At 48.5% G+C, this 21,736-nt stretch carries 35 protein-coding genes and 1 tRNA gene; 2 read left to right on the top strand and 34 right to left on the bottom strand.

The features are described 5' to 3' along the window. A complete protein-coding gene (locus AADEFJLK_RS07920; RefSeq protein ID WP_103973861.1) occupies positions 1-714 on the top strand; it encodes a hypothetical protein in 714 nt (237 codons plus the stop codon). A 299-nt stretch (positions 715-1,013) separates the two neighbouring features. Further along, positions 1,014-1,187 carry a hypothetical protein gene (locus AADEFJLK_RS24420; protein ID WP_170065056.1) on the top strand — a complete coding sequence of 58 codons (174 nt, stop codon included), beginning with the start codon at positions 1,014-1,016 and terminating at the stop codon, positions 1,185-1,187. A 261-nt stretch (positions 1,188-1,448) separates the two neighbouring features. Here AADEFJLK_RS24420 and AADEFJLK_RS07915 read toward each other — a convergent pair. The 34 genes from AADEFJLK_RS07915 to tuf form a co-directional block, all read right to left on the bottom strand. Next, positions 1,449-1,525: transfer RNA gene (locus AADEFJLK_RS07915), tRNA-Pro, on the bottom strand. Positions 1,526-1,787: 262 nt separating this feature from the next. After that, positions 1,788-2,603 carry a 2,3,4,5-tetrahydropyridine-2,6-dicarboxylate N-succinyltransferase gene (gene dapD / locus AADEFJLK_RS07910; protein ID WP_103973860.1) on the bottom strand — a complete coding sequence of 272 codons (816 nt, stop codon included), beginning with the start codon at positions 2,601-2,603 and terminating at the stop codon, positions 1,788-1,790. Between the two features lie 11 nt (positions 2,604-2,614). Then, complete coding sequence (dapC, locus tag AADEFJLK_RS07905; protein WP_103973859.1) at positions 2,615-3,817, bottom strand: succinyldiaminopimelate transaminase; 1,203 nt, start codon at positions 3,815-3,817, stop codon at positions 2,615-2,617. 70 nt (positions 3,818-3,887) lie between these two features. Continuing rightward, positions 3,888-4,664 carry a M48 family metallopeptidase gene (locus AADEFJLK_RS07900; protein ID WP_088618372.1) on the bottom strand — a complete coding sequence of 259 codons (777 nt, stop codon included), beginning with the start codon at positions 4,662-4,664 and terminating at the stop codon, positions 3,888-3,890. Positions 4,665-4,903: 239 nt separating this feature from the next. After that, positions 4,904-6,655 carry a coiled-coil domain-containing protein gene (locus tag AADEFJLK_RS07895; protein ID WP_103973858.1) on the bottom strand — a complete coding sequence of 584 codons (1,752 nt, stop codon included), beginning with the start codon at positions 6,653-6,655 and terminating at the stop codon, positions 4,904-4,906. A 444-nt stretch (positions 6,656-7,099) separates the two neighbouring features. Then, positions 7,100-7,462, bottom strand: coding sequence for a 50S ribosomal protein L17 (gene rplQ / locus AADEFJLK_RS07890; RefSeq protein ID WP_088618374.1), 363 nt, complete (start codon positions 7,460-7,462; stop codon positions 7,100-7,102). 21 nt (positions 7,463-7,483) lie between these two features. After that, entirely contained in the window at positions 7,484-8,500 is a 1,017-nt protein-coding gene (locus AADEFJLK_RS07885; protein ID WP_103973857.1) for a DNA-directed RNA polymerase subunit alpha, read from the bottom strand. 20 nt (positions 8,501-8,520) lie between these two features. After that, entirely contained in the window at positions 8,521-9,141 is a 621-nt protein-coding gene (gene rpsD, locus AADEFJLK_RS07880) for a 30S ribosomal protein S4 (protein ID WP_088618376.1), read from the bottom strand. A gap of 18 nt (positions 9,142-9,159) precedes the next feature. Beyond that, positions 9,160-9,546 carry a 30S ribosomal protein S11 gene (rpsK, locus tag AADEFJLK_RS07875; RefSeq protein ID WP_088618377.1) on the bottom strand — a complete coding sequence of 129 codons (387 nt, stop codon included), beginning with the start codon at positions 9,544-9,546 and terminating at the stop codon, positions 9,160-9,162. 25 nt (positions 9,547-9,571) lie between these two features. Then, positions 9,572-9,928: a 30S ribosomal protein S13 gene (rpsM, locus tag AADEFJLK_RS07870; protein WP_088618378.1), complete on the bottom strand. Its 357-nt coding sequence runs from the start codon at positions 9,926-9,928 to the stop codon at positions 9,572-9,574. Between the two features lie 75 nt (positions 9,929-10,003). Continuing rightward, positions 10,004-10,117 carry a 50S ribosomal protein L36 gene (gene rpmJ / locus AADEFJLK_RS07865; protein ID WP_083930166.1) on the bottom strand — a complete coding sequence of 38 codons (114 nt, stop codon included), beginning with the start codon at positions 10,115-10,117 and terminating at the stop codon, positions 10,004-10,006. Positions 10,118-10,147: 30 nt separating this feature from the next. After that, a complete protein-coding gene (secY, locus tag AADEFJLK_RS07860) occupies positions 10,148-11,449 on the bottom strand; it encodes a preprotein translocase subunit SecY (RefSeq protein ID WP_088618379.1) in 1,302 nt (433 codons plus the stop codon). Between the two features lie 25 nt (positions 11,450-11,474). Next, positions 11,475-11,909, bottom strand: a complete 435-nt coding sequence (gene rplO / locus AADEFJLK_RS07855) for a 50S ribosomal protein L15 (RefSeq protein WP_088618380.1) — start codon at positions 11,907-11,909, stop codon at positions 11,475-11,477. Continuing rightward, entirely contained in the window at positions 11,909-12,094 is a 186-nt protein-coding gene (rpmD, locus tag AADEFJLK_RS07850) for a 50S ribosomal protein L30 (RefSeq protein ID WP_088618381.1), read from the bottom strand. The genes rplO and rpmD overlap by 1 nt, the downstream gene beginning before the upstream one ends. Before the next feature lie 6 nt (positions 12,095-12,100). Then, positions 12,101-12,607: a 30S ribosomal protein S5 gene (gene rpsE, locus AADEFJLK_RS07845; protein ID WP_088618382.1), complete on the bottom strand. Its 507-nt coding sequence runs from the start codon at positions 12,605-12,607 to the stop codon at positions 12,101-12,103. Between the two features lie 9 nt (positions 12,608-12,616). Then, on the bottom strand, positions 12,617-12,970 hold the full coding sequence (gene rplR, locus AADEFJLK_RS07840) for a 50S ribosomal protein L18 (protein WP_088618383.1): 354 nt from the start codon (positions 12,968-12,970) through the stop codon (positions 12,617-12,619). A 9-nt stretch (positions 12,971-12,979) separates the two neighbouring features. Continuing rightward, positions 12,980-13,513: a 50S ribosomal protein L6 gene (gene rplF / locus AADEFJLK_RS07835; protein WP_088618384.1), complete on the bottom strand. Its 534-nt coding sequence runs from the start codon at positions 13,511-13,513 to the stop codon at positions 12,980-12,982. Positions 13,514-13,525: 12 nt separating this feature from the next. Further along, on the bottom strand, positions 13,526-13,921 hold the full coding sequence (rpsH, locus tag AADEFJLK_RS07830) for a 30S ribosomal protein S8 (RefSeq protein ID WP_019864917.1): 396 nt from the start codon (positions 13,919-13,921) through the stop codon (positions 13,526-13,528). Positions 13,922-13,952: 31 nt separating this feature from the next. After that, entirely contained in the window at positions 13,953-14,258 is a 306-nt protein-coding gene (rpsN, locus tag AADEFJLK_RS07825) for a 30S ribosomal protein S14 (RefSeq protein ID WP_088618385.1), read from the bottom strand. 13 nt (positions 14,259-14,271) lie between these two features. After that, complete coding sequence (rplE, locus tag AADEFJLK_RS07820; RefSeq protein WP_088618386.1) at positions 14,272-14,811, bottom strand: 50S ribosomal protein L5; 540 nt, start codon at positions 14,809-14,811, stop codon at positions 14,272-14,274. Between the two features lie 14 nt (positions 14,812-14,825). Beyond that, complete coding sequence (gene rplX / locus AADEFJLK_RS07815) at positions 14,826-15,143, bottom strand: 50S ribosomal protein L24 (RefSeq protein ID WP_088618387.1); 318 nt, start codon at positions 15,141-15,143, stop codon at positions 14,826-14,828. 10 nt (positions 15,144-15,153) lie between these two features. Next, a complete protein-coding gene (gene rplN / locus AADEFJLK_RS07810; RefSeq protein ID WP_088618388.1) occupies positions 15,154-15,522 on the bottom strand; it encodes a 50S ribosomal protein L14 in 369 nt (122 codons plus the stop codon). 38 nt (positions 15,523-15,560) lie between these two features. Then, on the bottom strand, positions 15,561-15,824 hold the full coding sequence (gene rpsQ / locus AADEFJLK_RS07805) for a 30S ribosomal protein S17 (RefSeq protein ID WP_103973856.1): 264 nt from the start codon (positions 15,822-15,824) through the stop codon (positions 15,561-15,563). Between the two features lies 1 nt (position 15,825). Next, positions 15,826-16,017 (bottom strand): 50S ribosomal protein L29, encoded by a 192-nt coding sequence (gene rpmC, locus AADEFJLK_RS07800; RefSeq protein WP_088618390.1) that lies wholly within the window; start codon positions 16,015-16,017, stop codon positions 15,826-15,828. Next, positions 16,017-16,430: a 50S ribosomal protein L16 gene (rplP, locus tag AADEFJLK_RS07795; RefSeq protein ID WP_088618391.1), complete on the bottom strand. Its 414-nt coding sequence runs from the start codon at positions 16,428-16,430 to the stop codon at positions 16,017-16,019. Before rplP ends, rpmC begins: the two co-directional genes overlap by 1 nt. A gap of 16 nt (positions 16,431-16,446) precedes the next feature. Next, a complete protein-coding gene (rpsC, locus tag AADEFJLK_RS07790; protein WP_088618392.1) occupies positions 16,447-17,118 on the bottom strand; it encodes a 30S ribosomal protein S3 in 672 nt (223 codons plus the stop codon). A gap of 12 nt (positions 17,119-17,130) precedes the next feature. After that, complete coding sequence (gene rplV / locus AADEFJLK_RS07785) at positions 17,131-17,466, bottom strand: 50S ribosomal protein L22 (RefSeq protein ID WP_088618393.1); 336 nt, start codon at positions 17,464-17,466, stop codon at positions 17,131-17,133. A 13-nt stretch (positions 17,467-17,479) separates the two neighbouring features. Next, complete coding sequence (rpsS, locus tag AADEFJLK_RS07780) at positions 17,480-17,752, bottom strand: 30S ribosomal protein S19 (RefSeq protein WP_088618394.1); 273 nt, start codon at positions 17,750-17,752, stop codon at positions 17,480-17,482. A 17-nt stretch (positions 17,753-17,769) separates the two neighbouring features. Beyond that, positions 17,770-18,591: a 50S ribosomal protein L2 gene (gene rplB, locus AADEFJLK_RS07775; RefSeq protein ID WP_088618395.1), complete on the bottom strand. Its 822-nt coding sequence runs from the start codon at positions 18,589-18,591 to the stop codon at positions 17,770-17,772. A 39-nt stretch (positions 18,592-18,630) separates the two neighbouring features. After that, entirely contained in the window at positions 18,631-18,924 is a 294-nt protein-coding gene (gene rplW, locus AADEFJLK_RS07770; RefSeq protein ID WP_198328468.1) for a 50S ribosomal protein L23, read from the bottom strand. 2 nt (positions 18,925-18,926) lie between these two features. After that, positions 18,927-19,547: a 50S ribosomal protein L4 gene (gene rplD, locus AADEFJLK_RS07765; RefSeq protein ID WP_088618397.1), complete on the bottom strand. Its 621-nt coding sequence runs from the start codon at positions 19,545-19,547 to the stop codon at positions 18,927-18,929. 3 nt (positions 19,548-19,550) lie between these two features. After that, complete coding sequence (gene rplC, locus AADEFJLK_RS07760) at positions 19,551-20,201, bottom strand: 50S ribosomal protein L3 (protein WP_088618398.1); 651 nt, start codon at positions 20,199-20,201, stop codon at positions 19,551-19,553. 18 nt (positions 20,202-20,219) lie between these two features. Further along, positions 20,220-20,531 (bottom strand): 30S ribosomal protein S10, encoded by a 312-nt coding sequence (gene rpsJ / locus AADEFJLK_RS07755; RefSeq protein ID WP_005373966.1) that lies wholly within the window; start codon positions 20,529-20,531, stop codon positions 20,220-20,222. Between the two features lie 5 nt (positions 20,532-20,536). Then, complete coding sequence (gene tuf, locus AADEFJLK_RS07750) at positions 20,537-21,727, bottom strand: elongation factor Tu (RefSeq protein WP_088618399.1); 1,191 nt, start codon at positions 21,725-21,727, stop codon at positions 20,537-20,539. Positions 21,728-21,736: the final 9 nt, after the last annotated feature.

The following is a 21,736-nucleotide window of genomic DNA, read 5'->3' as shown; positions in this document are numbered from 1 at the left end:
ATGTTAAAAATCGAACTGACCGACATTGAAAAAGCGGCCCTATTAGGCAACCCCACCGATGAAGCCCGCGCCAAGGCCAAAAAGCGCGAAGCAGCCGAAACCAAGCAAGCCGCCCTTGCCCAGGCTGACCTCCAGCAACAGCAAAGGCAACTGGAGCAGCAACACGAAGAAATGGCGAAGGCCGAAAGCGAGCGGGTAACGCAGCAGATCGTCGCGGAGTGCCAGGCCATGTTATCGCCCCTTGTAGGGTTTTCACCCAACATTGACCTACAGCATAGCCTTAATTCATACGGGCTTCATTTGAAGCACCGGAGCGATACCGCCGCCATACAGGCCGAACGTGATGGCCTGCAACAGGAGATCGCAGGCATTGACGGGAAAATTGCCGGGCTGGAGAAAGACAAAGCCGCATTGATGGCTGACCGCACCAAGGCCGACGACCCCAACACTGTAGGAAAGTTGGGCATTATCATGATGGACTTGGACGTTTTGGCGGAAGTCCGGCGTAAATATGCCGCCGCCATTAATTCACTGCCTTCACCGCAGCGCGATTGGGGCGGCGAAGGCTGGGAGTCGGCCACCAAAGCGGCGCGTATGAAAGCCTTACGGGAAACGGCGGATGTGGCCGAGCGGACACTAAAGGCCGCGCTGGTTAAGCTAAGGGAGTCTGGGGCGGTGAGTTACAACCACTCGCGGACTGTCTGGGCGAATTAGCGGCGGGCTTTGGCGTTGCGGTAATGCCCGGCACTTGCCGTAGGCGTTGCCGCAACGGTTGCGCTTAATTTTGAAATACATCATTTAACATAATGCCCGTTATGCGAAGTTATTTATGAAACCCATAAATAACTTGACTTTCAGGAATGCAGGGACGGCGCGGCCTGTAGCGGTTTTTGGGTTCCCATAAAATAAATTGACACCATTTGCTAATTATGAAATACAATAATTGCTAATTCAGCCGCCGACCGGGCGCAAAGGTTGCGGCGACCGCCAATAAACTTTTAAGGAACGACACGATGGAACCCAAGAAGACACGCGCCAAGGGCGCGGGCAGAAAGCCGTTACAGCCCGAAGACAGGGCAAAAAGCATGTCCATCCGCCTGACAGCGGCGCAGCATAAGAAATTTCTGGAGCTGGGCGGTATCGCTTGGCTAAGGGGGCAGATCGACAAGGCCGAGAATGGCGATTGAGCCGGAAAGCGGGGGCATAGGATTTGGAAAGTGGCCGGAATTGCCACTATAAACAAGCCGCCTTCATTGGCGGTTTTTTTATTTTGGTAAAGTGATCGGTATTGCCAGTATTGTCCGACAACCGATAAATGAAATTAGAAAGGAATGGGAGTTTATCGGCTTTAATGCCAATAACCTTCAAATGCTATCCCGATTGCTATCCCGAAACCGCTATTTTGAAGTAACCTGCAAAAACACTGACTTATAAGCTATTGATTTTATTGGTCGGGACGACAGGATTTGAACCTGCGACCACTTGTCCCCCAGACAAGTGCGCTACCAAGCTGCGCTACGCCCCGATATGCTTTCCCGAAGAGTTTATGTCTAGTCGAAAAAGAGGGGTATTATACTATTTATATTCGCTCAAGACTATAAATTTAATCTTTTCCCCAGCAAAAAACTAGCCCTTGCCGTTAAGCTTTGTGGTCTTTTCAATATTGGGCAAGATATAAACCCACCGTTTAAAGCCTTTCGGGTCTTACCGACCCGAAAGGCCTAGACGACAATGCCGCGTCCGTCCGCCAGTTGCCCGACGGCGCGGCCTTCCGCAAGCAGCGGGGCTTAGTCTCTCAACAGCTCATTAATGCCAGTTTTGCTGCGGGTCCGCTCGTCCACTTGTTTGATGATAACGGCGCAATACAGGCTGTAAGTGCCGTCTGCCGAAGGCAGGTTGCCGGAGACGACCACGGAACCGGCAGGGATGCGCCCGTAGCTGACTTCGCCCGTCATGCGGTTGAATATTTTGGTGCTTTGGCCGATATACACGCCCATGGAAATCACGCAACCATCTTCAACGATCACGCCTTCGACGATTTCGGAACGCGCCCCGATAAAGCAGTTGTCGCCGATGATGGTGGGGTTGGCTTGCAGCGGTTCTAACACGCCGCCAATGCCGACACCGCCGGACAGGTGGACGTTTTTGCCGATTTGCGCACAAGACCCAACCGTCACCCAAGTATCGACCATCGTGCCGCTGTCAACGTAGGCGCCGATATTGACGTAAGAAGGCATCAGGATAGCGCCAGGGGCGATATACGAGCCGTGGCGGGCGACGGCATTGGGGACGACGCGAACACCCGCTTCGGCGAAATCCACTTCGCTGTAGTTGGCGAATTTACATTCCACTTTGTCGTAGTAACGGGTGTTGCCGCCGTCCATCAGGCGGTTTTCGTTGATACGGAACGACAATAACACAGCTTTTTTCAACCATTGGTGGGTCACCCAGTCGCCGTCGATTTTTTCGGCGACGCGCAGTTTGCCGCTGTCCAGCAATTTCAGGGTTTCGGTGACGGCCTCACGCACTTCGGGGCTGGCTGTGCTGGGGGTGATGTCGGCACGGTTTTCAAAAGCGGTGTTAATGGTGTTTTCTAAGGTCATGGCTGTTCTTTTTATAAGATGTTAAGGAAGTTTTTAATACGGTGGGCGGATTTTATACAGGCATCCAAGGGTGCGACCAAGGCAATCCTGACGTGATTTGCGCCGGGGTTAATGCCGTTAAATTCGCGCGAGAGAAAGCTGCCGGGCAATACGGTCAGGTTCTCGTGGGCGAACAGTTGCCGGGCAAATTCGGTGTCGCTGAACGGCGTTTTCAGCCAGACATAGAAGCTGGCGGGCGGTTGGTTAACCGGACAGGCTTCGCTGAGGATGCTGATAAAGGCGGTGAATTTTTCGCGGTATAAGCGGCGGTTGTCTATAACGTGCCGCTCGTCCTGCCAGGCTTTGATGCTGGCGTGTTGGGTAGGCAGGGGCATGGCGCAGCCTTGGTAGGTGCGGTATTGGAAATACTGCCGCAAGATGTCGGCATCGCCCGCGACAAAGCCGGAGCGCAAGCCGGGGGCGTTGGAACGCTTGGATAGGCTATGGAAGACCACGCAACGCTTAAAAGCGGTGTTGCCCATTGCATAGGCTGTCTGTAACAGGCCGACGGGCGGTTGGGCTTCGTCGTCGTACAATTCGCTGTAACATTCGTCGGAGGCGATGATAAAGTCGTGTTGTTCGGCCAAGTTCAGCAAGGTTTGTTGCTGCTGTTGCGACATGACCGCGCCGCTGGGATTGCCGGGCGAACAGATATAGAGCAGTTGGCAGCGTTGCCAAACACTGTCGGGGACGCTGGCAAAATCCGGCAAGTACCCGGTCGCTTCGGTGGTGTTGACGAAATAAGTGTCCGCCCCCGCCAGCAAGGCCGCGCCTTCGTAAATTTGGTAAAACGGGTTGGGCATGACCACCACAGGCTTGACGGCGGCACTGGCATCGACGACGCATTGGGCGAAGGAAAACAACGCCTCGCGCGTACCGCTGACGGGCAGGACGTGGCTATCGGGGTCGAGAGCCGCGACCGGGATCGCGTAACGTTGCGCCAACCATTCGGCAATGGCCAACCGCAGTTCGATAATGCCCTTGGTGGTGGGATAAATCCCCAAACCTTGGCTATGCGCTAATAAGGCTTCTTGGATGAAGTGCGGCGTGGGGTGGCTAGGTTCGCCAATGGACAGGACAATCGGGGCTTTGTCATGCGGCGGGGTAATGCCCTGCTTCAGTTGCGCCAGTTTTTCAAACGGGTAAGGATGCAGGCTTGCTAGGTTTGGGTTCATGGCTTCAGTCTAACGCATAAAAGGTCTTAGGGTGTCCGGTAGTGGCGGACTCCTGTCAATATCGGCTTGTTTAACGGCAATGTGGGCGTTTACCTGCGGCTTGGGCTTGCTCATAGTAAGCCAGCGCTTGGGGCATATGTTGTTGTAAATTGCCGATACGGGTGGCATCGGAAGGATGGGTGGACATAATTTCGGCAGGTTGCTGGCCTTGTGACGCTTGGGCCATTTTTTCCCATAAGGTGATGCTTTGTCTGGGGTCAAAGCCGGATTTTGCCATCAGCTCTTGGCCGATCACATCCGCTTCGCTTTCATGGGTACGGCTAAAGGGTAACAGTATGCCATATTGCGCACCGAGGCCAAGCAAACCTAAAACTTGGGGGCTTTGCCCCCACGAGGTTTGTTGGGCTAACGCCATGCCCTGCTTGGCGAGCATCTGTTCGGAGGCGCGTTCATTACTGTGCTTGGCTAAGACATGGCCTACTTCATGGCCGATAACTGCCGCCAATTGGTCTTGGTTGCCGTTTACCAGTTTGATTAAGCCAGTATACACGCCGATTTTATTGCCGGGTAAGGCAAATGCATTAACGGCGGCATCGTCAAACACTACCACTTCCCACTTGCCGCCCATCTGCTGGGTAATGGCGCTAGCCACACAATGAGCCAGTTTATTAAACTGGGGATTGCGGCTAATGGCTTTTTCGGTTTTCATGGCGCTAAAGGTCTGTAGGCCCATTTGGTCAATTTGCGCATCAGGCATAACCATTAACTGGCTGCGGCCAGTAGGGCTAGTTGTACAAGCGGCCAATACCGTAGCTGCAAACAAAGCAAGAAGGTTTTTCTTCAACATGCGTCAATCCGATAGCGTAAAAAAATCGCCATTTTAACGTAACTTGTTAGGCTAGGGTGAAAAAATATCGGCCATCGCGCAGTCGATAGCGTGCCATTGCCAAGTAGCCCTACCCCCTTACTAAGCGCCGTTACTTTACTTGACTGATAGCCTTGGGAACGCGGGCATCCTGTCCACTTTTACGAGTCAAGAAGCCCGCGTCCTCAAACTAAATCAGCAATGGAAGCCCTCAGACTCCGTTAAGACGACTGCTGCCCCAAGGTGGTGATTTTTTTATACCAACCCTTAAGCTGTTCAGGCAACTGCTTTGTCAAACCGCCGTCAGCGGCGGGTTCGGCAGCAACCTCAAGTGCTGGCTCCGGCTCCGGCGGCAAGGATGGGGCTTTTTTAAAGACATTAAACCACGGTTTGCTGACCGCTTCGGTAGGCTCGGGGATTATTTCGGCGATAGGCTCAGGTTCAGGTGGCGTGGCCTGGGCGGCTTTTTTCAAAAAACCTAACCAGGCAGGTTTATTGCTGGCTGCTTCCGCTATTTCTGGCTCTGTCTCGACAATCGGTTCTGGTTCTGATGGTGCGGTCGGCGGCGCTTTTTTCAAAAAGCTAAACCATTCGGGCTTATTGGGTATGGCGGCAGGCTCCGGCTCAACGGCGACAGCTTGCTCAGGTTCCGGTTCAGGCTCGATAACGGCCTGCTCAGGTTCGGATGCTAGCGGTCGGGACTGGCTGGCCTTTTTAAAGAAATTAAACCACTCCGGCTTATGGGGTGCGGCGGGTGGCTCGGCTTCGGCGATGACAAGCGGCTCTTCTTCCTGAACGGCGGCAACGGTTGCTTCAGGGGCTGGCTCGCTTGGCAGGGACGGCTTTTTGCCTAAATGCAAATCGTTTTTAACGCTGTTAAGCAATTTGGCAAACAAAGGCTGGGCAGGCGGACTAGCCTCAACAAGCTCTGCCTGAGCCACCTCAGCAATAACCGGTTCCGCAACCGCTTCTTCTGCTTGGACAACGGGCGGCTCAAACACAGGCTCGGCAACTACAACCAGTTCAACTTGCGCAAGCTCCGGTGCGGCGGTAAGCTCAGGAGTCAGCACTGGTGGTTCGGAGGCTGGATTAGCCTCGATCGGCGTGGCGGCCTGCCCTTCCTCTACCAACTCAGTTAACGTGTCAGCTATTTGATGCGAAGGGCGTACCGCCATGCCTAGTGCATCCGATACTTTTAAATAATCGACCTCAAGTTTGGCGATATACGCTTGATAATCCGCGATTTGGGTTTGCAGTTCCAGCACTTCGGCACTGCTGGCGGCAACCTTAGCCGCTAATAAGGCTTCGGTTTGGCGCAGCTTATGTCTGCTGGCATTTAAATCGTCAAACACTGTCAGGCGGCTTAAGCGCAAATTTTCAAGCGCCGTTTTATAGGCCTGATTTTGCCGTACCAGCTTCTCGTCGGGCTTGGCGGCTTTGGCTTGCCGCTCTAAGGCCGCGTTTAATTGGCGGACATGTTGCGCCGATTGGTTTAAATCGTCAAACACCCGCAGACGCGCCATTTCTAAGCCAGCTATATACGCTTTTTGCTGACTGATTTTCCCTTGCAGTTTTGCCAAAACGCTGGCGGCAAGCTCTTGCTGCTCAACCAAGGCTTGGGCGGATTGTTCCAAAGACCCATCCTGCTCTACCAAACGGCTAATGGCCTTAGCGACCGCCCCGTTTTGCTGTTGCCAAATGCTAGTCTCTTCTCCGGCTTCCGGCTCGATAGCTAAGGCCGTATTCAAACTGGCCAACACCTCAACCGTCTGTTGTTTAGCCTGTGTCATCGCTCCATCAAGCTCACTATAAGCGGCCTGCACTTGCGCCAATTCTTGATCGCGTTTCAGCAATATAGCGCGATAACGGGCGCGGACAGACAAACACAGCAACACAGCAATGGCGATACCCGCCGCTCCTAGGCCGGCCGTGCCGCCTAGGTAAGTTTGGATCATGTCTAAATACATTTGCATAACATCCCCTCCTCTAAATGATAGCTTCGCTACGGAAGCGGCAGCTTGTTTCAGCCTACACCACCTACTGTGGCGGGCCTGCTGTCTTCTTGTTAAGTGAAAACCTAAAAAAATCAAGGCATAATCTTCTCAGGCAAAAAAACCTGCCCAAAGAAGATGGGTGAAATACTAACTGATGTTATGCAAATGAATCCAGTCAAATTTTGTCAGGATTTTTAGCGGCAGGGAATGTCGTCAGAAATGACGGGCAACAAAAGACAATAACGGTACTGATTCGCCCAAGACAGGCATTTACAAAGAAGTCGGCACCGTACTATATTTAGCCTGATGATGCGGTTGATAAAGCGCCCACCCCAAAACGAAAAATTCCGCCGTGCAAAACTTTTGCAGGGCGGAATTCTCTAAACGGCAACCTTAAGGAAATGTAGGCCAAAAAGCCCGGCATCACTCTGGTCTGTCAACTAACTCAACATAGGCCATTGGGGTGTCGTCGCCGGATCTGAAACCGCATTTCATAATCCGCAAATAACCGCCTGAACGGTCTTTATAACGTGGGCCGAGTTCGTTAAACAATTTAGTGACCATATCGCGGTCACGCAGTTTAGCAAATGCCATACGTCTTTTGGCAACGCTGTCTTCTTTAGATAAAGTAATCAGGGGTTCAGCAAAACCTCTTAATTCTTTAGCTTTCGGTAACGTGGTTTTGATCAATTCATGCTTGAACAGTGAATTGACCATATTGCTGAACAGCGCCTTACGGTGGCTGCTGTTCATATTAAATTTTCTACCTGATTTACGATGTCTCATGGTAATGATGACCTAATAATATTAATGTGTTGTTGAATGGGATTGGTCGGCCAGATTGTCAGGCGGCCAATTCTCCAAGCGCATACCCAACGACAAGCCTTTCAATGCCAGTATATCTTTTATCTCGGTCAATGATTTCTTACCAAGGTTAGGCGTTTTTAACAGCTCGACTTCGGTACGTTGGATCAAATCACCAATATAGAAAATATTTTCGGCTTTTAAGCAATTGGCTGAACGGACAGTCAATTCAAGATCATCAACCGGACGAAGCAATACAGGTTCGAAGATTTCTTCAACTTCCACTTTCTCTTCTTCAAGCTGATCATTGACTTTTTCAAAATCAACAAAGACAGACAATTGCTCATGCAAGATAGTTGCGGCGAGCTTAATAGTCTGCTCTGGATCGACAGTTCCGTTTGTCTCTAACTCAATAATCAGTTTGTCCAAATTAGTACGCTGTTCGACACGGGTGCTTTCAACCTGATAAGCCACTTTCATAACTGGGCTGTATGAGGCATCCAACTGCAAAGAACCCATGGCGGGCGCGTTATAGCCTTGCAACGCCTTACGCACGCTGACAGGCTCGTAACCACGGCCACGACGCACTCTGATCTTCATGTTCAATATGCCAGCTTGGGTCAAGTTGGCGATCACCAGATCAGGGTTGACGATTTCGACATCGTGCGGCAGAGTAATATCACCCGCCAAAACACTGCCTGCGCCATTTTTAGACAGGGTAAGCTCGACTTCATCTTTTGAATGTAGGATTACCGCCAATTTTTTCAAATTAAGCAGAATGTCGATAACATCTTCCTGAACGCCTTCGATGGTGGTGTATTCATGAAGTACGCCTTCAATCTCTACATCAGTGACTGCACAACCTGGAATAGTTGACAGCAAAACCCTTCTCAAGGCATTACCTAAAGAATGGCCAAAGCCACGTTCAAGCGGCTCAATAACAATTCTTGAATGGTTAGGGGTTTTATTTACAACCTCAACAAGACGAGGCTTCAATAAGCCAGAAATAGAATTCTGCATTTATATCCCTCGAATTTCAATTATTTAGAGTAAAGCTCGACAACTAACTGTTCATTAATATCGGTACCTAAATCAACGCGATCAGGTAATGAAGTGAATGTACCTGTCATGTTTTTTGAGTTGACATCAACCCATGCCGGAAAACCATACTGCTCGGTCACTGCCAACGCATCAATAATACGCTGTTGTTTTTTCGCTTTTTCACGCACGGCCACCACATCGCCAGGGGCGACTTGGTAAGACGGGATATTAATCAGCACACCGTTCACTTGCATGGATTTGTGGCTGACCAATTGGCGGGCTTCGGCTCTGGTTGACGCAAAACCCATACGGTAAACGACGTTGTCCAGTCTTGATTCCAGCAGGTTCAACAAGTTCTCACCTGTCGCGCCTTTTTTCATATCAGCAATTTTGTAATAGTTTCTAAATTGCTTTTCCAAAACACCGTAGATGCGGCGCAAACGCTGTTTAGCGCGTAACTGCATCGCATAGTCAGAGTTTCTGGCACGCTTGGTGCCATGCTGACCGGGTCTTTGGTCTAATTTACATTTGCCTTCCAAAGATTTGCCTCTGCTTTTTAACAGCAGATCAGCGCCTTCTCTTCGGCTTAATTTACAGGTAGGGCCTAGATATCTTGCCATATTATTGCTCCAAATTCTCTATACGCGGCGTTTCTTAGGTGGACGGCAACCATTGTGAGGAATGGGAGTGACATCAATAATATTGGTGATTTTGAAGCCGAGGTTATTTAACGATCTAACCGCAGATTCACGTCCAGGACCTGGACCTTTAACCAGTACATCTAAGTTTTTCATGCCAAACTCTTGGGCAACAATACCCGCTTTTTCAGCGGCAACCTGTGCGGCGAACGGGGTACTTTTTCTTGAACCACGGAAACCGGAACCGCCAGAGGTAGCCCAAGACAGAGCGTTCCCTTTTCTATCGGTTATTGTTATTATAGTATTATTAAAAGACGCATGGACATGGACGATACCGTCAACCACTTCTTTTTTAATACGTTTTCTTGAACGATTTGGACTAGCCATTTACTTTTTCTCTTTAAAGAATATCTTATTTTCTAATAGGTTTACGCGGACCTTTTCTAGTCCGGGCATTGGTTCTTGTCCGTTGCCCCCTTAACGGCAGACCACGGCGATGCCTAATCCCGCGATAACAACCTAGATCCATTAAGCGTTTAATATTCATAGAAACTTCGCGGCGAAGATCACCTTCCACTGTCATCTTTGAAACGACTCCACGAATCGTTTCCAACTGATCTTCGGTTAATTCTTTTATTTTAATGGACGGCAATATACCTACTTCCGCACAAATTTCAGATGCAGTTTGACGGCCAACTCCATAAATCGCAGTTAAGGCAATAACTGCGTGCTTATGATCTGGTACATTTATCCCGGCAATACGTGCCATTCAGATACCCCTTTGACTAATATTCTAAAGTTAAGTGCCGAATTATAGCACTATAGAAATAAAGACACAACAAAATCAACCTTGTCGCTGTTTATGTCTGCCATCAAGGCAGATAACCCGAACGACACCGTTTCTTTTGACTATTTTACAATTTCTACAAATTTTTTTTACAGATGCACGAACTTTCACTGCAAACTCCTAATTGTTTTTACAACAAAATCATTTCTTTAAATTGGCTTTCTTCATTAAGCCTTCATATTGCTGTGACATTACATGGGTTTGCATTTGAGAAATGAAATCCATAACCACTACGACAATAATCAACAAAGAAGTTCCGCCAAAATAAAAGGGGACATTCCAATACACGATTAAAAACTCCGGCAACAAACAGACCAGCGTGATATAAAACGCACCGATTAACGTTAACCGGGTCATCACCTTGTCGATATACATGCTAGTTTGCAAACCGGGTCTGATACCGGGTAAGAATGCACCAGATTTTTTTAAATTTTCAGCAGTCTCTTTTGAATTGAACACCAATGCGGTATAGAAAAAGCAAAAGAAGACGATGGCGGTAGCATACAGCAACACATACACAGGCTGGCCTGGTGAGAGCATGGTGGCAATATCCTGTAGCCAGGCAAAACCTTCCGCATTACCAAACCAGCCCGCAATCGTCGCAGGGAACAGGATGATACTGGAAGCAAATATGGGGGGGATAACACCCGCCATATTTATTTTTAAGGGTAAGAAACTACTTTGTGCGGCATAAAGCTTGCGGCCTTGCTGGCGTTTAGGGTAGTTAATCAGAATCCTTCTTTGGCCGCGCTCAACAAACACCACTAAGGCGGTGACGGCGACCGACAACAAGAACAGCAACAGGATAAAGCCGCCGTTCATTTCGCCCGTTTGCGCAAGCTCCAGGGTACTGGCGACCGCTTTAGGCAAACCTGAGACGATACCGGCGAAGATAATCATGGAGATGCCGTTACCGATACCGCGCTCGGTGACTTGCTCGCCCAACCACATCAAAAAGACCGTTCCGGTCACTAAGGTGATGGTCGTGACGGCGATAAAACCGAAGCCAGGATGCAAAACGACCGACAAACCGCCAGCTGTTTGGTTTTGTAAGGCCAAGGAAATGCCAATCGCCTGGAAGGTGGCCAAGACCACCGTCCCATAGCGGGTAAATTGAGAGATTTTACGTCTGCCCGCCTCACCTTCTTTCTTCATCTGCTCCATTGAAGGCAGCACCACCGTCATCAACTGCATAATGATTGATGCGGAAATATAAGGCATGATACCCAGAGCAAAAAGACTTAAACGCATCAAAGCCCCACCTGAGAACATGTTGAACATGTCCAAAATTGAGCCGCTCTGCTGTTCAAACATAATGGCCAGCGCTTTAGGGTCTATGCCAGGAACCGGGATATGCGCCCCGACCCGATACACCACAAAGGCACCTAAGACAAAAAACAATCTTGCTTGCAGCTCGGAAAAATTGCCCGGCTTGTTGGTCATTTGCGCTCTTGGAGTATTCACTGAATTAAGCCTCTATTGTTCCACCAAGCGCTTCAATGGCTACACGTGCGCCACCAGTAACATTAATCCCTTTAATGGTGACAGCTTTAGTGACTTCACCCGATTTAATGATTTTTGCTAACTTAGTAAAAGCAGGGACGATATTCGCGTCAATCAATGCCTTCAAATCAATGACCTCAGAAGTCAGGCCGTTCAGCTCGCTCAAACGGACTTCGGCAGAGAATTTTTGTGATCTTGATTTAAAGCCGACTTTCGGCAAACGGCGTTGCAAAGGCATCTGACCGCCTTCGAAACCGACTTTGTGGAAGCCGCCACTTCTGGCTTTTTGACCTTTATGGCCTCTTCCGCAAGTTTTGCCCATCGTACAGCCGATACCCCGGCCTACGCGTCTGGATTTTTTGCGTGATCCTTCACTGGACTGTATGGTATTCAGAAACATTATACTTCCTCAACTTTTAGCATATACGATATTTTATTTATCATGCCTCTGTTTTCTGGCGTATTAAGAACTTCAACGGTTTGATGCATCTTACGCAGACCCAAGCCTTTCAGACACGCTTGATGTCTGGGTAAACGCCCAAACTTGCTCTTAATCATTGTCACACTCAATTTATTAGTAGCCATGTTACGTTATCCGATAATTTGATCGACAGATAAACCACGTTTGGCGGCTATTTGGTTGATGTTGTGCATTCCAGTAAGGCCGTTGATGGTTGCTCTGACCACGTTGATGGGGTTGTTGGTGCCGATACATTTTGCCAAGACATTATGTACGCCGACAACTTCAAAAACCGCACGCATCGCGCCGCCCGCGATAATGCCCGTACCTTCGGAAGCAGGCTGCATGTAAACTTTCGCCGCTCCGGTGGTGTTCATGATCGGGTATTGTAAGGTGTCGCCTTTCAGAGACACTTTACGCATGTTTTTGCGGGCTTGCTCCAATGATTTTTGGATGGCAATCGGCACTTCGCGGGCTTTGCTCACACCGTAACCGACACGGCCTGCGCCGTCGCCGACCACTGTCAGGGCGGTAAAGCCGAACACGCGGCCACCTTTAACCACTTTCGCTACCCGTCTTACGTTAACGAGCTTCTCTTGCAAACCGTCAGTACTGCCTTGGGCAGGTGCTGTAGACATTTTATTCTCCTAAAACTTCAAGCCGACTTCACGCGCAGCATCAGCCAATGCTTTCACGCGACCATGATATTTAAAACCAGATCGATCAAAAGCAACCTCAGTGATACCCGCAGCAAGCGCCCGTTGGGCGATGTGCTTGCCCACTTCAGCCGCCGCCTGGATGTTGTCGGTATTTTTCAATCCCGATTTGATGTCCGCTTGTGTGGTTGACGCGCTCACCAAAGTGCTGGTGCCATCACCGCTGATGATTTGGGCGTAGATATGCTGGGAGGTCTTATGAACCGATAAGCGGATGGCATTTAATTTTTTTATTTTGCAACGCAATTTCAATGCGCGCTTCATACGAGTTTGCTTCTTTTCCATCACGCCACCTTATTTCTTCTTAGCTTCTTTCTTGATAACAGTCTCATCAGCATATCTGACACCTTTGCCTTTATAGGGTTCAGGTGGACGATACGCCCTAATTTTGGCGGCCACTTGCCCTATCTGTTGCTTATCGCTGCCTTTGATGACGATTTCTGTTTGAGTGGGAGTCTCAATCGTCACGCCGGCAGGGATTTCGAACTCGACAGGGTGGGAGTAACCCAAAGACAAGCTTAAGACAGTTTCTTTCGCTTGCGCTCTGTAACCTACACCGATCAAGGTCAGTTTTCTTTCAAAACCCGCAGAAACACCAGTAACCATGTTACTGACAATCGCCCGTGCAGTACCTGCTTGGGCGGTCGCAATTTTGTCATCCTTATTCCAGACCAGTTGCATAACGTCATCAGTGATATCGACGCTGACTGCCGGATTAAGCGCAAACGACAACAGACCTTTAGCTCCTTTAACGGTCACGCTGTTGTTCTCTAATTTTACGTCTACACCCTTAGGTATAGTGATTGGGGCTTTAGCAATTCTTGACATAACACGCCTACATTAACAAACAGTACAAATAACTTCGCCGCCATGCCCGATAGCGCGTGCAGCCCGGTCAGTCATAACACCATTTGATGTTGATACAATAGCAATACCCAAACCACCAAGAACCTTTGGCAACTCATCTTTAGATTTATAGATGCGTAAGCCGGGTCTACTAATTCTTTTAATATTTTCGATAACCGGAACACCTTTATAGTATTTCAGTTCGACCGTCATTTCGATGTGATTACCTACCGTTTCTGTACTAAAATCGGTTATATAACCTTCTTCTTTTAATACTTTTGCTATCGACACTTTCAATTTTGAAGACGGCTGCTTGATAAATTTCTTACCTGCCGATTGGCCGTTTCTGATGCGTGTCAGCATATCCGCTACAGGATCTGTCATACTCATTATTATTTCTCCTAACTCGATCTACCAGATATTACCAGCTAGCCTTAACTAAGCCAGGCACGTCACCACGCATTGTGGCTTCTCTCAGCTTGTTACGGCTCAGGCCAAACTTACGATAATATCCGTGCGGACGGCCGGTCAAATTACAACGGTTACGCACTCTGGACATGCTCGAATCCCGTGGCAGCTTTTGCAGTTGCACTTGCGCCAATTCTTTGTCTTCAAACGATGTGTTAGGGCTTCTGATGGCTTCTTTCAAAGCGTCACGTTTAGCACTGTATTTTTTTACCAACTTTTTGCGCTTGTCTTCACGAGCGATCATTGATTTCTTTGCCATGATAAACCTACCCTTAGCTCTTAAATGGGAAATTGAACAGTTTCAGCAACGCTAAACCTTCTTCATTTGTCCGTGCTGTCGTAGTGATGGTAATATCCATGCCGCGCAAAACATCAATCTTGTCGTAATCAATTTCTGGGAAGATGATCTGCTCTTTAACACCCATTGAATAGTTACCACGACCATCGAAACTTTTTGGGCTAAGGCCCCTAAAGTCGCGGATCCGTGGGATTGAGATGCTGATCAGACGATCCAAAAACTCGTACATTTTTTCGCTGCGCAAAGTCACTTTGCAGCCAATCGGCATATCGTCACGGATTTTAAAGCCCGCGATGGATTTTCTTGCCAAAGTGACCACTGGCTTTTGGCCGGCGATTTTTTCCATATCGGCGACAGCCGCTTGCAACACCTTTTTGTCGGTGACTGCGCCGCTCACGCCCATATTTAAAGTGATCTTAGTGATCCGTGGCGCCTGCATGACGGACTTGTAGCCAAACTGCTGCATCAATGCCGGAAGCACGGTTTCTTTATATGTTTCTTTTAATCTTGCCATAACCCATCTACACCTTAATTATCAACGACTTGATTGGTAGATTTAAAGTATCTGACTTTTTTTCCATCTTCCAATATTCTAAAGCCAATACGATCTGCCTTTTTTGTCGCAGGATTATACAAACCAATATTGGAAATATGGATGGGCATGTCTTTTACGACGATGCCGCCAGAAGCTCCGGTATTTGGGTTCGATTTTTGAGTCTTTTTGACTTGGTTAATTCCCTCAACCAATACTTTATCATTCTTAAGAACCTGGGTCACACGGCCGCTTTTGCCTTTGTCCTTACCAGTCCGAACAATAACGTCATCACCTTTTTTAATTTTTTGCATATTCTTCCCCTTATAATACTTCAGGAGCCAAAGAGATAATTTTCATAAATTTTTCCCCTCTAAGCTCGCGTGTTACTGGGCCAAAAATGCGCGTACCTAAAGGTTGCAGGTTATTGTTTAAAATAACCGCCGCGTTACCGTCGAAACGGATTACCGAACCGTCCGGGCGACGGACACCCTTACGGGTTCTGACGACCAGGGCGTTATAGACTTCGCCTTTTTTTACTCTTCCGCGCGGGATCGCATCTTTTATGCTGACTTTGATGATGTCACCAATGCCGGCATAACGTCGGTGCGAGCCACCCAGGACTTTGATACACATGACCTTTTTCGCGCCGCTGTTATCGGCGACATCAAGGTTAGTTTGCATCTGAATCATGATCTATTCCTAATTTGACTGTATATAAATAGCTGCTGCTATTTGTTCGAACTTTCTAAGACCTGAACAAGCATAAATGTTTTGTTCTTTGACAACGGTCTGCAAGAGGCTATTGAAACAAGATCGCCTTCTTGGCAAACATTGTTCTCATCATGGGCCATCATTTTAGTCGAACGTTTAATGTACTTGCCATAAACGGGGTGTTTGACCACCCGCTCAACCAAAACCGTGATGGTTTTGTCCATTTTGTTGCTGACCACCCGACCGGAGATGGTTCTTAATTTAGTGACGGCTTCGCTCATATCATGCACCTACCATTTGTGTTAATACTGTCTGGATACGTGCGATATCACGTCTTACTTTTCTCACTTGGTCTGACTTAGAAAGCTGGCCTGTGGCTTTTTGCATTCTAAGGTTAAATCGCTCGCGTGACAGCTCGAGCAACATAGCCTGTAATTCGGCTTGGGTTTTTTGACGTAATTCGGTTGCTTTCATTACATTATGGTCCGAACGGTAAAGAGTGTTTTTAATGGCAACTTGGCGGCGGCAAGCGTAAACGCTTCGCGGGCCAGCTCTTCGGAAACCCCTTGGATTTCGTACAGCATTGTGCCAGGTCTGATTTGTGCAACCCAGTATTCTACACTACCCTTCCCTTTTCCCATACGAACTTCTAATGGTTTTTTGGTAATTGGCTTATCTGGAAAGATTCTGATCCAGATTTTACCGCCACGCTTGACGTGACGGGTAATGGTACGACGTGCAGATTCGATTTGGCGGGCGGTCAATCTGCCACGGCTGATGGATTTCAAGCCGTATTCACCAAAGCTGACAGACGAACCTTTGACGGCCGTACCGTTGTTTCTGCCTTTGTGTTGCTTACGAAATTTGGTTCTTTTAGGTTGAAGCATGACTTTTTCCCTTCAACTATTTTTTAGATTCAGAATTAATGGAGGCGATATGCGCGTCCATGTCGAAGACTTCACCTTTGAATATCCAGATTTTGATACCGATAATTCCATAGGTGGTGTTCGCTTCGGCGGTCGCATAATCGATGTCGGCACGCAGGGTATGCAAAGGCACACGACCTTCCCGATACCATTCGGTACGCGCAATCTCAGCACCGTTCAGACGGCCACCGATGCTGATTTTGATGCCTTCGGCACCCAAACGCATGGTGTTGGTCACGGCACGTTTCATGGCGCGGCGATACATAATCCGTTTTTCAAGCTGTTGGGCAATGCCTTCGGCAACCAACTGCGCGTCCAATTCAGGCTTTCTGATCTCTTCAACGTTAACTTGAACGGGGATACCGATCATTTTTGATATTTCTTGCTTCAACACATCAATGTCTTCGCCTTTTTTACCGATCACAATACCGGGTCTTGCGGTATGGATGGTGATGTGGGCGTTGTTAGCCGGACGGTTGATTTGGATGCGGCTCACTGAGGCGTTAGCCAATTTTTTTCTGATAAATTCCCTGATCTTCAGATCTTGATGCAGAAAAATTGGGTAATCTTGCGAACTCGCATACCATCTTGAATTCCAATCTTTGACAATGCCAAGGCGTATGCCCGTTGGATGTACTTTCTGACCCATATCTATAAACCCCTACTCGAATTCTGCAACGCTAATTGTGATATGACAGGTTCTCTTAAGGATATGGTTCGCACGTCCTTTGGCTCTCGCCTTAAACCGTTTCATAGTTGGCCCTTCGTTGACAAAAACGGTGGACACCCTTAAATCATCAATATCAATACTCTCATTGTGCTCCGCGTTAGCGATAGCCGATTCGAGTATTTTCTTTATGATAGCGGCAGCTTTTTTGGAGCTGAACTTCAATGTGTTCAGAGCCTTATCAACCGCCAGGCCACGAATTTGATCGCCGACCAGACGGGCTTTTTGGGCAGATAAAGGCGCATTACTTAATTTTGCGGAAATTTCCATTATCTACAAGCCCCTATCTCGATTTCTTATCAGCCACATGGCCTTTATATGTACGGGTAGGTGCAAATTCACCTAATTTATGGCCTATCATATTTTCAGAAATCAATACCGGAATATGGAGCTTGCCATTATGTATAGCAATGGTCAAACCGAGCATGTCGGGAATGATCATTGATCTTCTCGACCATGTTTTAATTGGTTTCCGATTATTGCTGTTTACGGCATCTTCAACTTTCTTCAGAAGATGGTGATCAATAAAAGGACCTTTTTTAATTGAGCGCGGCACGTTAATCCCTCTCTATTCTACTTACGGCGTCTGATAATCATATTATCAGTACGTTTGTTTTTTCTGGTTTTGTAGCCTTTAGTCGGCATACCCCACGGTGATACCGGATGTCTGCCGCCGGAAGTACGACCTTCACCACCACCATGCGGATGGTCGACAGGGTTCATAACAACACCTCGGACAGTAGGACGGACACCCCGCCATCTTGACGCACCGGCTTTACCTAATGAGATCAGGTTATGTTCGGCATTGGAGACTTCACCAATAACCGCCAAACAGTCGGCCATCACTTTACGCATTTCACCAGAACGCATTCTGATGGTGGCATGGGCACCGTCCCTAGCAACCAATTGCACTGAAGTGCCTGCGCTTCTGGCGACTTGTGCGCCTTTGCCGGGTTTCAGTTCAACACAATGCAGGGTAGTACCCATCGGGATGTTTCTTAAAGGCATACAGTTGCCTGTTTTGACAGGCACGGTCTCGGAAGAGATGATCTCTTGGCCGACTTGCAGACCTTTTGGGGCAATAATATATCTGCGCTCGCCGTCTTTATACAGGACTAAGGCGATGTTGGCGGTACGATTCGGATCGTATTCCAAACGCTCGACTACCGCAGGGATATTGGTTTTGTTTCTTTTAAAATCAATAATACGGTATTGTTGTTTATGACCACCACCAACATGACGTGTTGTTATGCGCCCTTGGTTGTTACGACCACCGCTTTTACTGATTTTGCTTAATAAAGGTGCATAAGGGCTACCCTTATGCAATTCATCGTTTTTTACTCGTACAACAAACCGTGATCCTGGTGATGTCGGTTTTGACTTTACAATAGCCATGTTTTTTACCGTTTCCTATTGACCTTTGAAGTAACTGAATTAAGCAGTGGCAAACTCTATGTCAAACCCTTCCTTAAGTTTCACATAAGCCTTTTTCCAATCGGACTTTTTATATAATGAACGTGCCGATCTTTTTTGTTTACCTTTAACGTTCAGCACATTAACAGAGTCAACTTCAACACTAAACATCAATTCCACTGCACTTTTAATTTCGTCTTTGTTGGCCCGTTTATCGACCTTGAAGACAAATTGTTTGTTGCTTTCCGCAAGAGCCGCGCTTTTTTCCGAAACTATCGGTGCCAGCAGGACGTTTGCCAATTGATACGAACTCATACTCACGATAAACGCTCCTCAATGATTTTCAGCGCTTGGGGGGTAGCGATGACTTTATCGGCCGAAACCAACAGGACTGGGCTTAAGTTTATCGCTTCAACAACTTCTACATAAGGGATGTTACGCGCCGCCAAAGCCAGATTGACATCTAACTGTTCGACAATAATCACGACCCGTTTGGCATCAAGCGTTTTCAGCTTGGCGACCAATTCCTTCGTTTTTGGCGTACCCGGCAAAATATCTTGACTGACCACCAGACGCTCTTGTCTGAGCAACTCGGACAAGATTGATTTAATGCCCACGCGGAACATTTTTTTGTTTAACTTTTGTTCGTATGATCTGGGGCGTGCCGCGAAAGTCACACCACCGGTGCGCCAGATAGGGCTACGTGTGGTACCGGATCTGGCACGGCCTGTGCCTTTTTGACGCCAAGGCTTGATACCGCCGCCGCTGACATCCGAACGTGTTTTTTGCGCTTTAGTACCTGCACGACCACCCGCCATATAGCGGACGACCAGCTGATGCACCAACGTTTCATTGAAAGCCTGACCGAATACCGCATCAGCCACTTCGAGCTGACCGGCAGAATCGCCTTCGTTTAAAGCAGGTATATACAAACCCATGACTTAACCCTTATTCCGCTTTTTCATTGCGGGCGTGATAATGACATCACCGCCCTCAGCACCAGGCACTGAGCCTCTAACCAAAATCAAACCCCGTTCCTCATCAATGGCATGGATAGTCAGGTTTTGGATGGTTTTTTGCACCGCCCCCATATGACCTTCCATCTTTTTGCCTTTGAAAACCCGGCCCGGCGTTTGGTTCATACCGATAGAGCCTAATACCCTATGCGAACGGGAGTTACCGTGGGTAGCATCCTGCATGTGAAAGTTATGACGCTTGATACCGCCGGCAAAACCTTTACCAATGCTTCTGCCTTGGACATCGATATACTGACCTTCGGTGAAGAGGGTCAACGGCAATACCGAGCCAGTGCTAAATTCATCACCTTCGCCTTCTTCAAGACGGAACTCCCAAAGACCACGACCCGCTGTCACATTAGCCGCAGCGTAATGACCAGACATTGCTTTGTTGACCCTGGAAGATTTTTTATCACCGGTTGTGACTTGGATCGAGCGATAACCATCGCGTTCGATGCCTTTCACTTGAGTCACTGTATTTGCTTCAATCTGGACAACAGTCACGGGTACTGATGAACCGTCTTCACAAAAAACTCTGGTCATTCCACATTTACGACCAATAAGACCTATTGACATTTGCCAATTCCTCTACTTCTAATTCAATTTTATTTGAACATCGACACCCGCTGCCAGATCCAGTTTCATCAACGCATCTACAGTCTTGTCTGTCGGTTCTACAATATCCAACAATCTTTTATACGTCCGCAACTCATATTGATCGCGAGCATCTTTATTAACATGCGGAGAGATCAGGATTGTGAAACGCTCTTTTTTAGTAGGCAAGGGAATCGGGCCTTTAACTTGCGCACCGGTTCTTCTTGCTGTTTCTACTATCTCACCAGCCGATTGATCAATCAATTTATGATCAAATGATTTCAAACGGATTCTGATAGTTTGATTTGACATATTTATTACTCAATAATAGAAGCAACAACACCCGCACCGACGGTACGGCCACCTTCACGGATTGCGAAACGCAAACCGTCTTCCATCGCAATCGGCGAAATCAATTTCACCGTGACCGAGATGTTGTCGCCAGGCATAACCATTTCGACACCTTCGGGCAATTTGACCGCACCGGTCACGTCGGTGGTGCGGAAATAGAACTGTGGGCGGTAGCCGTCGAAGAACGGCGTATGGCGACCACCCTCTTCTTTTGACAAAACGTAAATTTCGGCATTGAAGTGGGCGTGTGGCTTGATGGTGTTTTTGTGCGCCAAGACTTGGCCGCGCTCGACATCATCACGTTTGGTACCGCGCAACAACAGGCCGACGTTGTCGCCCGCTTCGCCCTGGTCCAACAATTTGCGGAACATTTCGACACCGGTGACGGTGGTCGATACGGTCGGGCGGATGCCGACGATTTCAACTTCTTGGCCGACCTTGATGATGCCGCGTTCGATACGGCCTGTAACCACCGTGCCACGGCCTGAAATCGAGAACACGTCTTCGATAGGCATCAGGAAAGCGCCGTCGACGGCACGTTCAGGCAACGGGATGTAGCTGTCCAACGCTTCGACCAAACGGACGACGGACGGTGCGCCGATGTCGCTGGTGTCGCCGTTCAACGCCAACAGGGCGGAACCTTTAATGATCGGGGTGTCGTCGCCTGGGAATTCGTACATGTCCAGCAGTTCGCGGATTTCCATTTCGACCAGTTCCAACAACTCTTCGTCGTCGACCATGTCGGCTTTGTTCAGGAACACGACGATGTAAGGCACACCGACTTGGCGTGACAGCAGGATATGCTCGCGGGTTTGCGGCATCGGGCCGTCAGCGGCGGAACAGACCAGGATCGCGCCGTCCATTTGCGCGGCGCCGGTGATCATGTTCTTGACATAGTCAGCATGGCCTGGGCAGTCAACATGGGCGTAGTGGCGGGCAGGCGACTCATACTCGACATGTGAAGTGGCGATGGTGATACCGCGCGCACGTTCTTCAGGGGCGTTGTCGATTTGGTCGAAGGCCTTAACCTCACCACCTTGCATTTCGGCCATGACTTTGGTCAGGGCGGCGGTCAGGGTGGTCTTGCCGTGGTCAACGTGTCCGATGGTGCCGACGTTGACGTGGGGTTTGCTACGCGAAAATTTTTCTTTGGCCATGAGTTAATA

The organism is Methylovulum psychrotolerans, from assembly GCF_002923755.1.
Classification (GTDB): domain Bacteria; phylum Pseudomonadota; class Gammaproteobacteria; order Methylococcales; family Methylomonadaceae; genus Methylovulum; species Methylovulum psychrotolerans.
Note: the sequence above shows the minus strand (reverse complement) of the source record. Positions and strands in the feature narration are given on the sequence as shown.

Excerpts from the sequence above, each read along its gene's own strand:
- AADEFJLK_RS07920 (WP_103973861.1), top strand. The coding sequence starts at position 1 with ATGTTAAAAATCGAACTGACCGACATTGAAAAAGCGGCCCTATTAGGC.
- AADEFJLK_RS24420 (WP_170065056.1), top strand. The coding sequence starts at position 1,014 with ATGGAACCCAAGAAGACACGCGCCAAGGGCGCGGGCAGAAAGCCGTTA.
- dapD (WP_103973860.1), bottom strand. The coding sequence starts at position 2,603 with ATGACCTTAGAAAACACCATTAACACCGCTTTTGAAAACCGTGCCGAC.
- dapC (WP_103973859.1), bottom strand. The coding sequence starts at position 3,817 with ATGAACCCAAACCTAGCAAGCCTGCATCCTTACCCGTTTGAAAAACTG.
- AADEFJLK_RS07900 (WP_088618372.1), bottom strand. The coding sequence starts at position 4,664 with ATGTTGAAGAAAAACCTTCTTGCTTTGTTTGCAGCTACGGTATTGGCC.
- AADEFJLK_RS07895 (WP_103973858.1), bottom strand. The coding sequence starts at position 6,655 with ATGCAAATGTATTTAGACATGATCCAAACTTACCTAGGCGGCACGGCC.
- rplQ (WP_088618374.1), bottom strand. The coding sequence starts at position 7,462 with ATGAGACATCGTAAATCAGGTAGAAAATTTAATATGAACAGCAGCCAC.
- AADEFJLK_RS07885 (WP_103973857.1), bottom strand. The coding sequence starts at position 8,500 with ATGCAGAATTCTATTTCTGGCTTATTGAAGCCTCGTCTTGTTGAGGTT.
- rpsD (WP_088618376.1), bottom strand. The coding sequence starts at position 9,141 with ATGGCAAGATATCTAGGCCCTACCTGTAAATTAAGCCGAAGAGAAGGC.
- rpsK (WP_088618377.1), bottom strand. The coding sequence starts at position 9,546 with ATGGCTAGTCCAAATCGTTCAAGAAAACGTATTAAAAAAGAAGTGGTT.
- rpsM (WP_088618378.1), bottom strand. The coding sequence starts at position 9,928 with ATGGCACGTATTGCCGGGATAAATGTACCAGATCATAAGCACGCAGTT.
- secY (WP_088618379.1), bottom strand. The coding sequence starts at position 11,449 with ATGACCAACAAGCCGGGCAATTTTTCCGAGCTGCAAGCAAGATTGTTT.
- rplO (WP_088618380.1), bottom strand. The coding sequence starts at position 11,909 with ATGTTTCTGAATACCATACAGTCCAGTGAAGGATCACGCAAAAAATCC.
- rpmD (WP_088618381.1), bottom strand. The coding sequence starts at position 12,094 with ATGGCTACTAATAAATTGAGTGTGACAATGATTAAGAGCAAGTTTGGG.
- rpsE (WP_088618382.1), bottom strand. The coding sequence starts at position 12,607 with ATGTCTACAGCACCTGCCCAAGGCAGTACTGACGGTTTGCAAGAGAAG.
- rplR (WP_088618383.1), bottom strand. The coding sequence starts at position 12,970 with ATGGAAAAGAAGCAAACTCGTATGAAGCGCGCATTGAAATTGCGTTGC.
- rplF (WP_088618384.1), bottom strand. The coding sequence starts at position 13,513 with ATGTCAAGAATTGCTAAAGCCCCAATCACTATACCTAAGGGTGTAGAC.
- rpsH (WP_019864917.1), bottom strand. The coding sequence starts at position 13,921 with ATGAGTATGACAGATCCTGTAGCGGATATGCTGACACGCATCAGAAAC.
- rpsN (WP_088618385.1), bottom strand. The coding sequence starts at position 14,258 with ATGGCAAAGAAATCAATGATCGCTCGTGAAGACAAGCGCAAAAAGTTG.
- rplE (WP_088618386.1), bottom strand. The coding sequence starts at position 14,811 with ATGGCAAGATTAAAAGAAACATATAAAGAAACCGTGCTTCCGGCATTG.
- rplX (WP_088618387.1), bottom strand. The coding sequence starts at position 15,143 with ATGCAAAAAATTAAAAAAGGTGATGACGTTATTGTTCGGACTGGTAAG.
- rplN (WP_088618388.1), bottom strand. The coding sequence starts at position 15,522 with ATGATTCAGATGCAAACTAACCTTGATGTCGCCGATAACAGCGGCGCG.
- rpsQ (WP_103973856.1), bottom strand. The coding sequence starts at position 15,824 with ATGAGCGAAGCCGTCACTAAATTAAGAACCATCTCCGGTCGGGTGGTC.
- rpmC (WP_088618390.1), bottom strand. The coding sequence starts at position 16,017 with ATGAAAGCAACCGAATTACGTCAAAAAACCCAAGCCGAATTACAGGCT.
- rplP (WP_088618391.1), bottom strand. The coding sequence starts at position 16,430 with ATGCTTCAACCTAAAAGAACCAAATTTCGTAAGCAACACAAAGGCAGA.
- rpsC (WP_088618392.1), bottom strand. The coding sequence starts at position 17,118 with ATGGGTCAGAAAGTACATCCAACGGGCATACGCCTTGGCATTGTCAAA.
- rplV (WP_088618393.1), bottom strand. The coding sequence starts at position 17,466 with ATGGAAATTTCCGCAAAATTAAGTAATGCGCCTTTATCTGCCCAAAAA.
- rplB (WP_088618395.1), bottom strand. The coding sequence starts at position 18,591 with ATGGCTATTGTAAAGTCAAAACCGACATCACCAGGATCACGGTTTGTT.
- rplW (WP_198328468.1), bottom strand. The coding sequence starts at position 18,924 with ATGAGTTCGTATCAATTGGCAAACGTCCTGCTGGCACCGATAGTTTCG.
- rplD (WP_088618397.1), bottom strand. The coding sequence starts at position 19,547 with ATGGGTTTGTATATACCTGCTTTAAACGAAGGCGATTCTGCCGGTCAG.
- rplC (WP_088618398.1), bottom strand. The coding sequence starts at position 20,201 with ATGTCAATAGGTCTTATTGGTCGTAAATGTGGAATGACCAGAGTTTTT.
- rpsJ (WP_005373966.1), bottom strand. The coding sequence starts at position 20,531 with ATGTCAAATCAAACTATCAGAATCCGTTTGAAATCATTTGATCATAAA.
- tuf (WP_088618399.1), bottom strand. The coding sequence starts at position 21,727 with ATGGCCAAAGAAAAATTTTCGCGTAGCAAACCCCACGTCAACGTCGGC.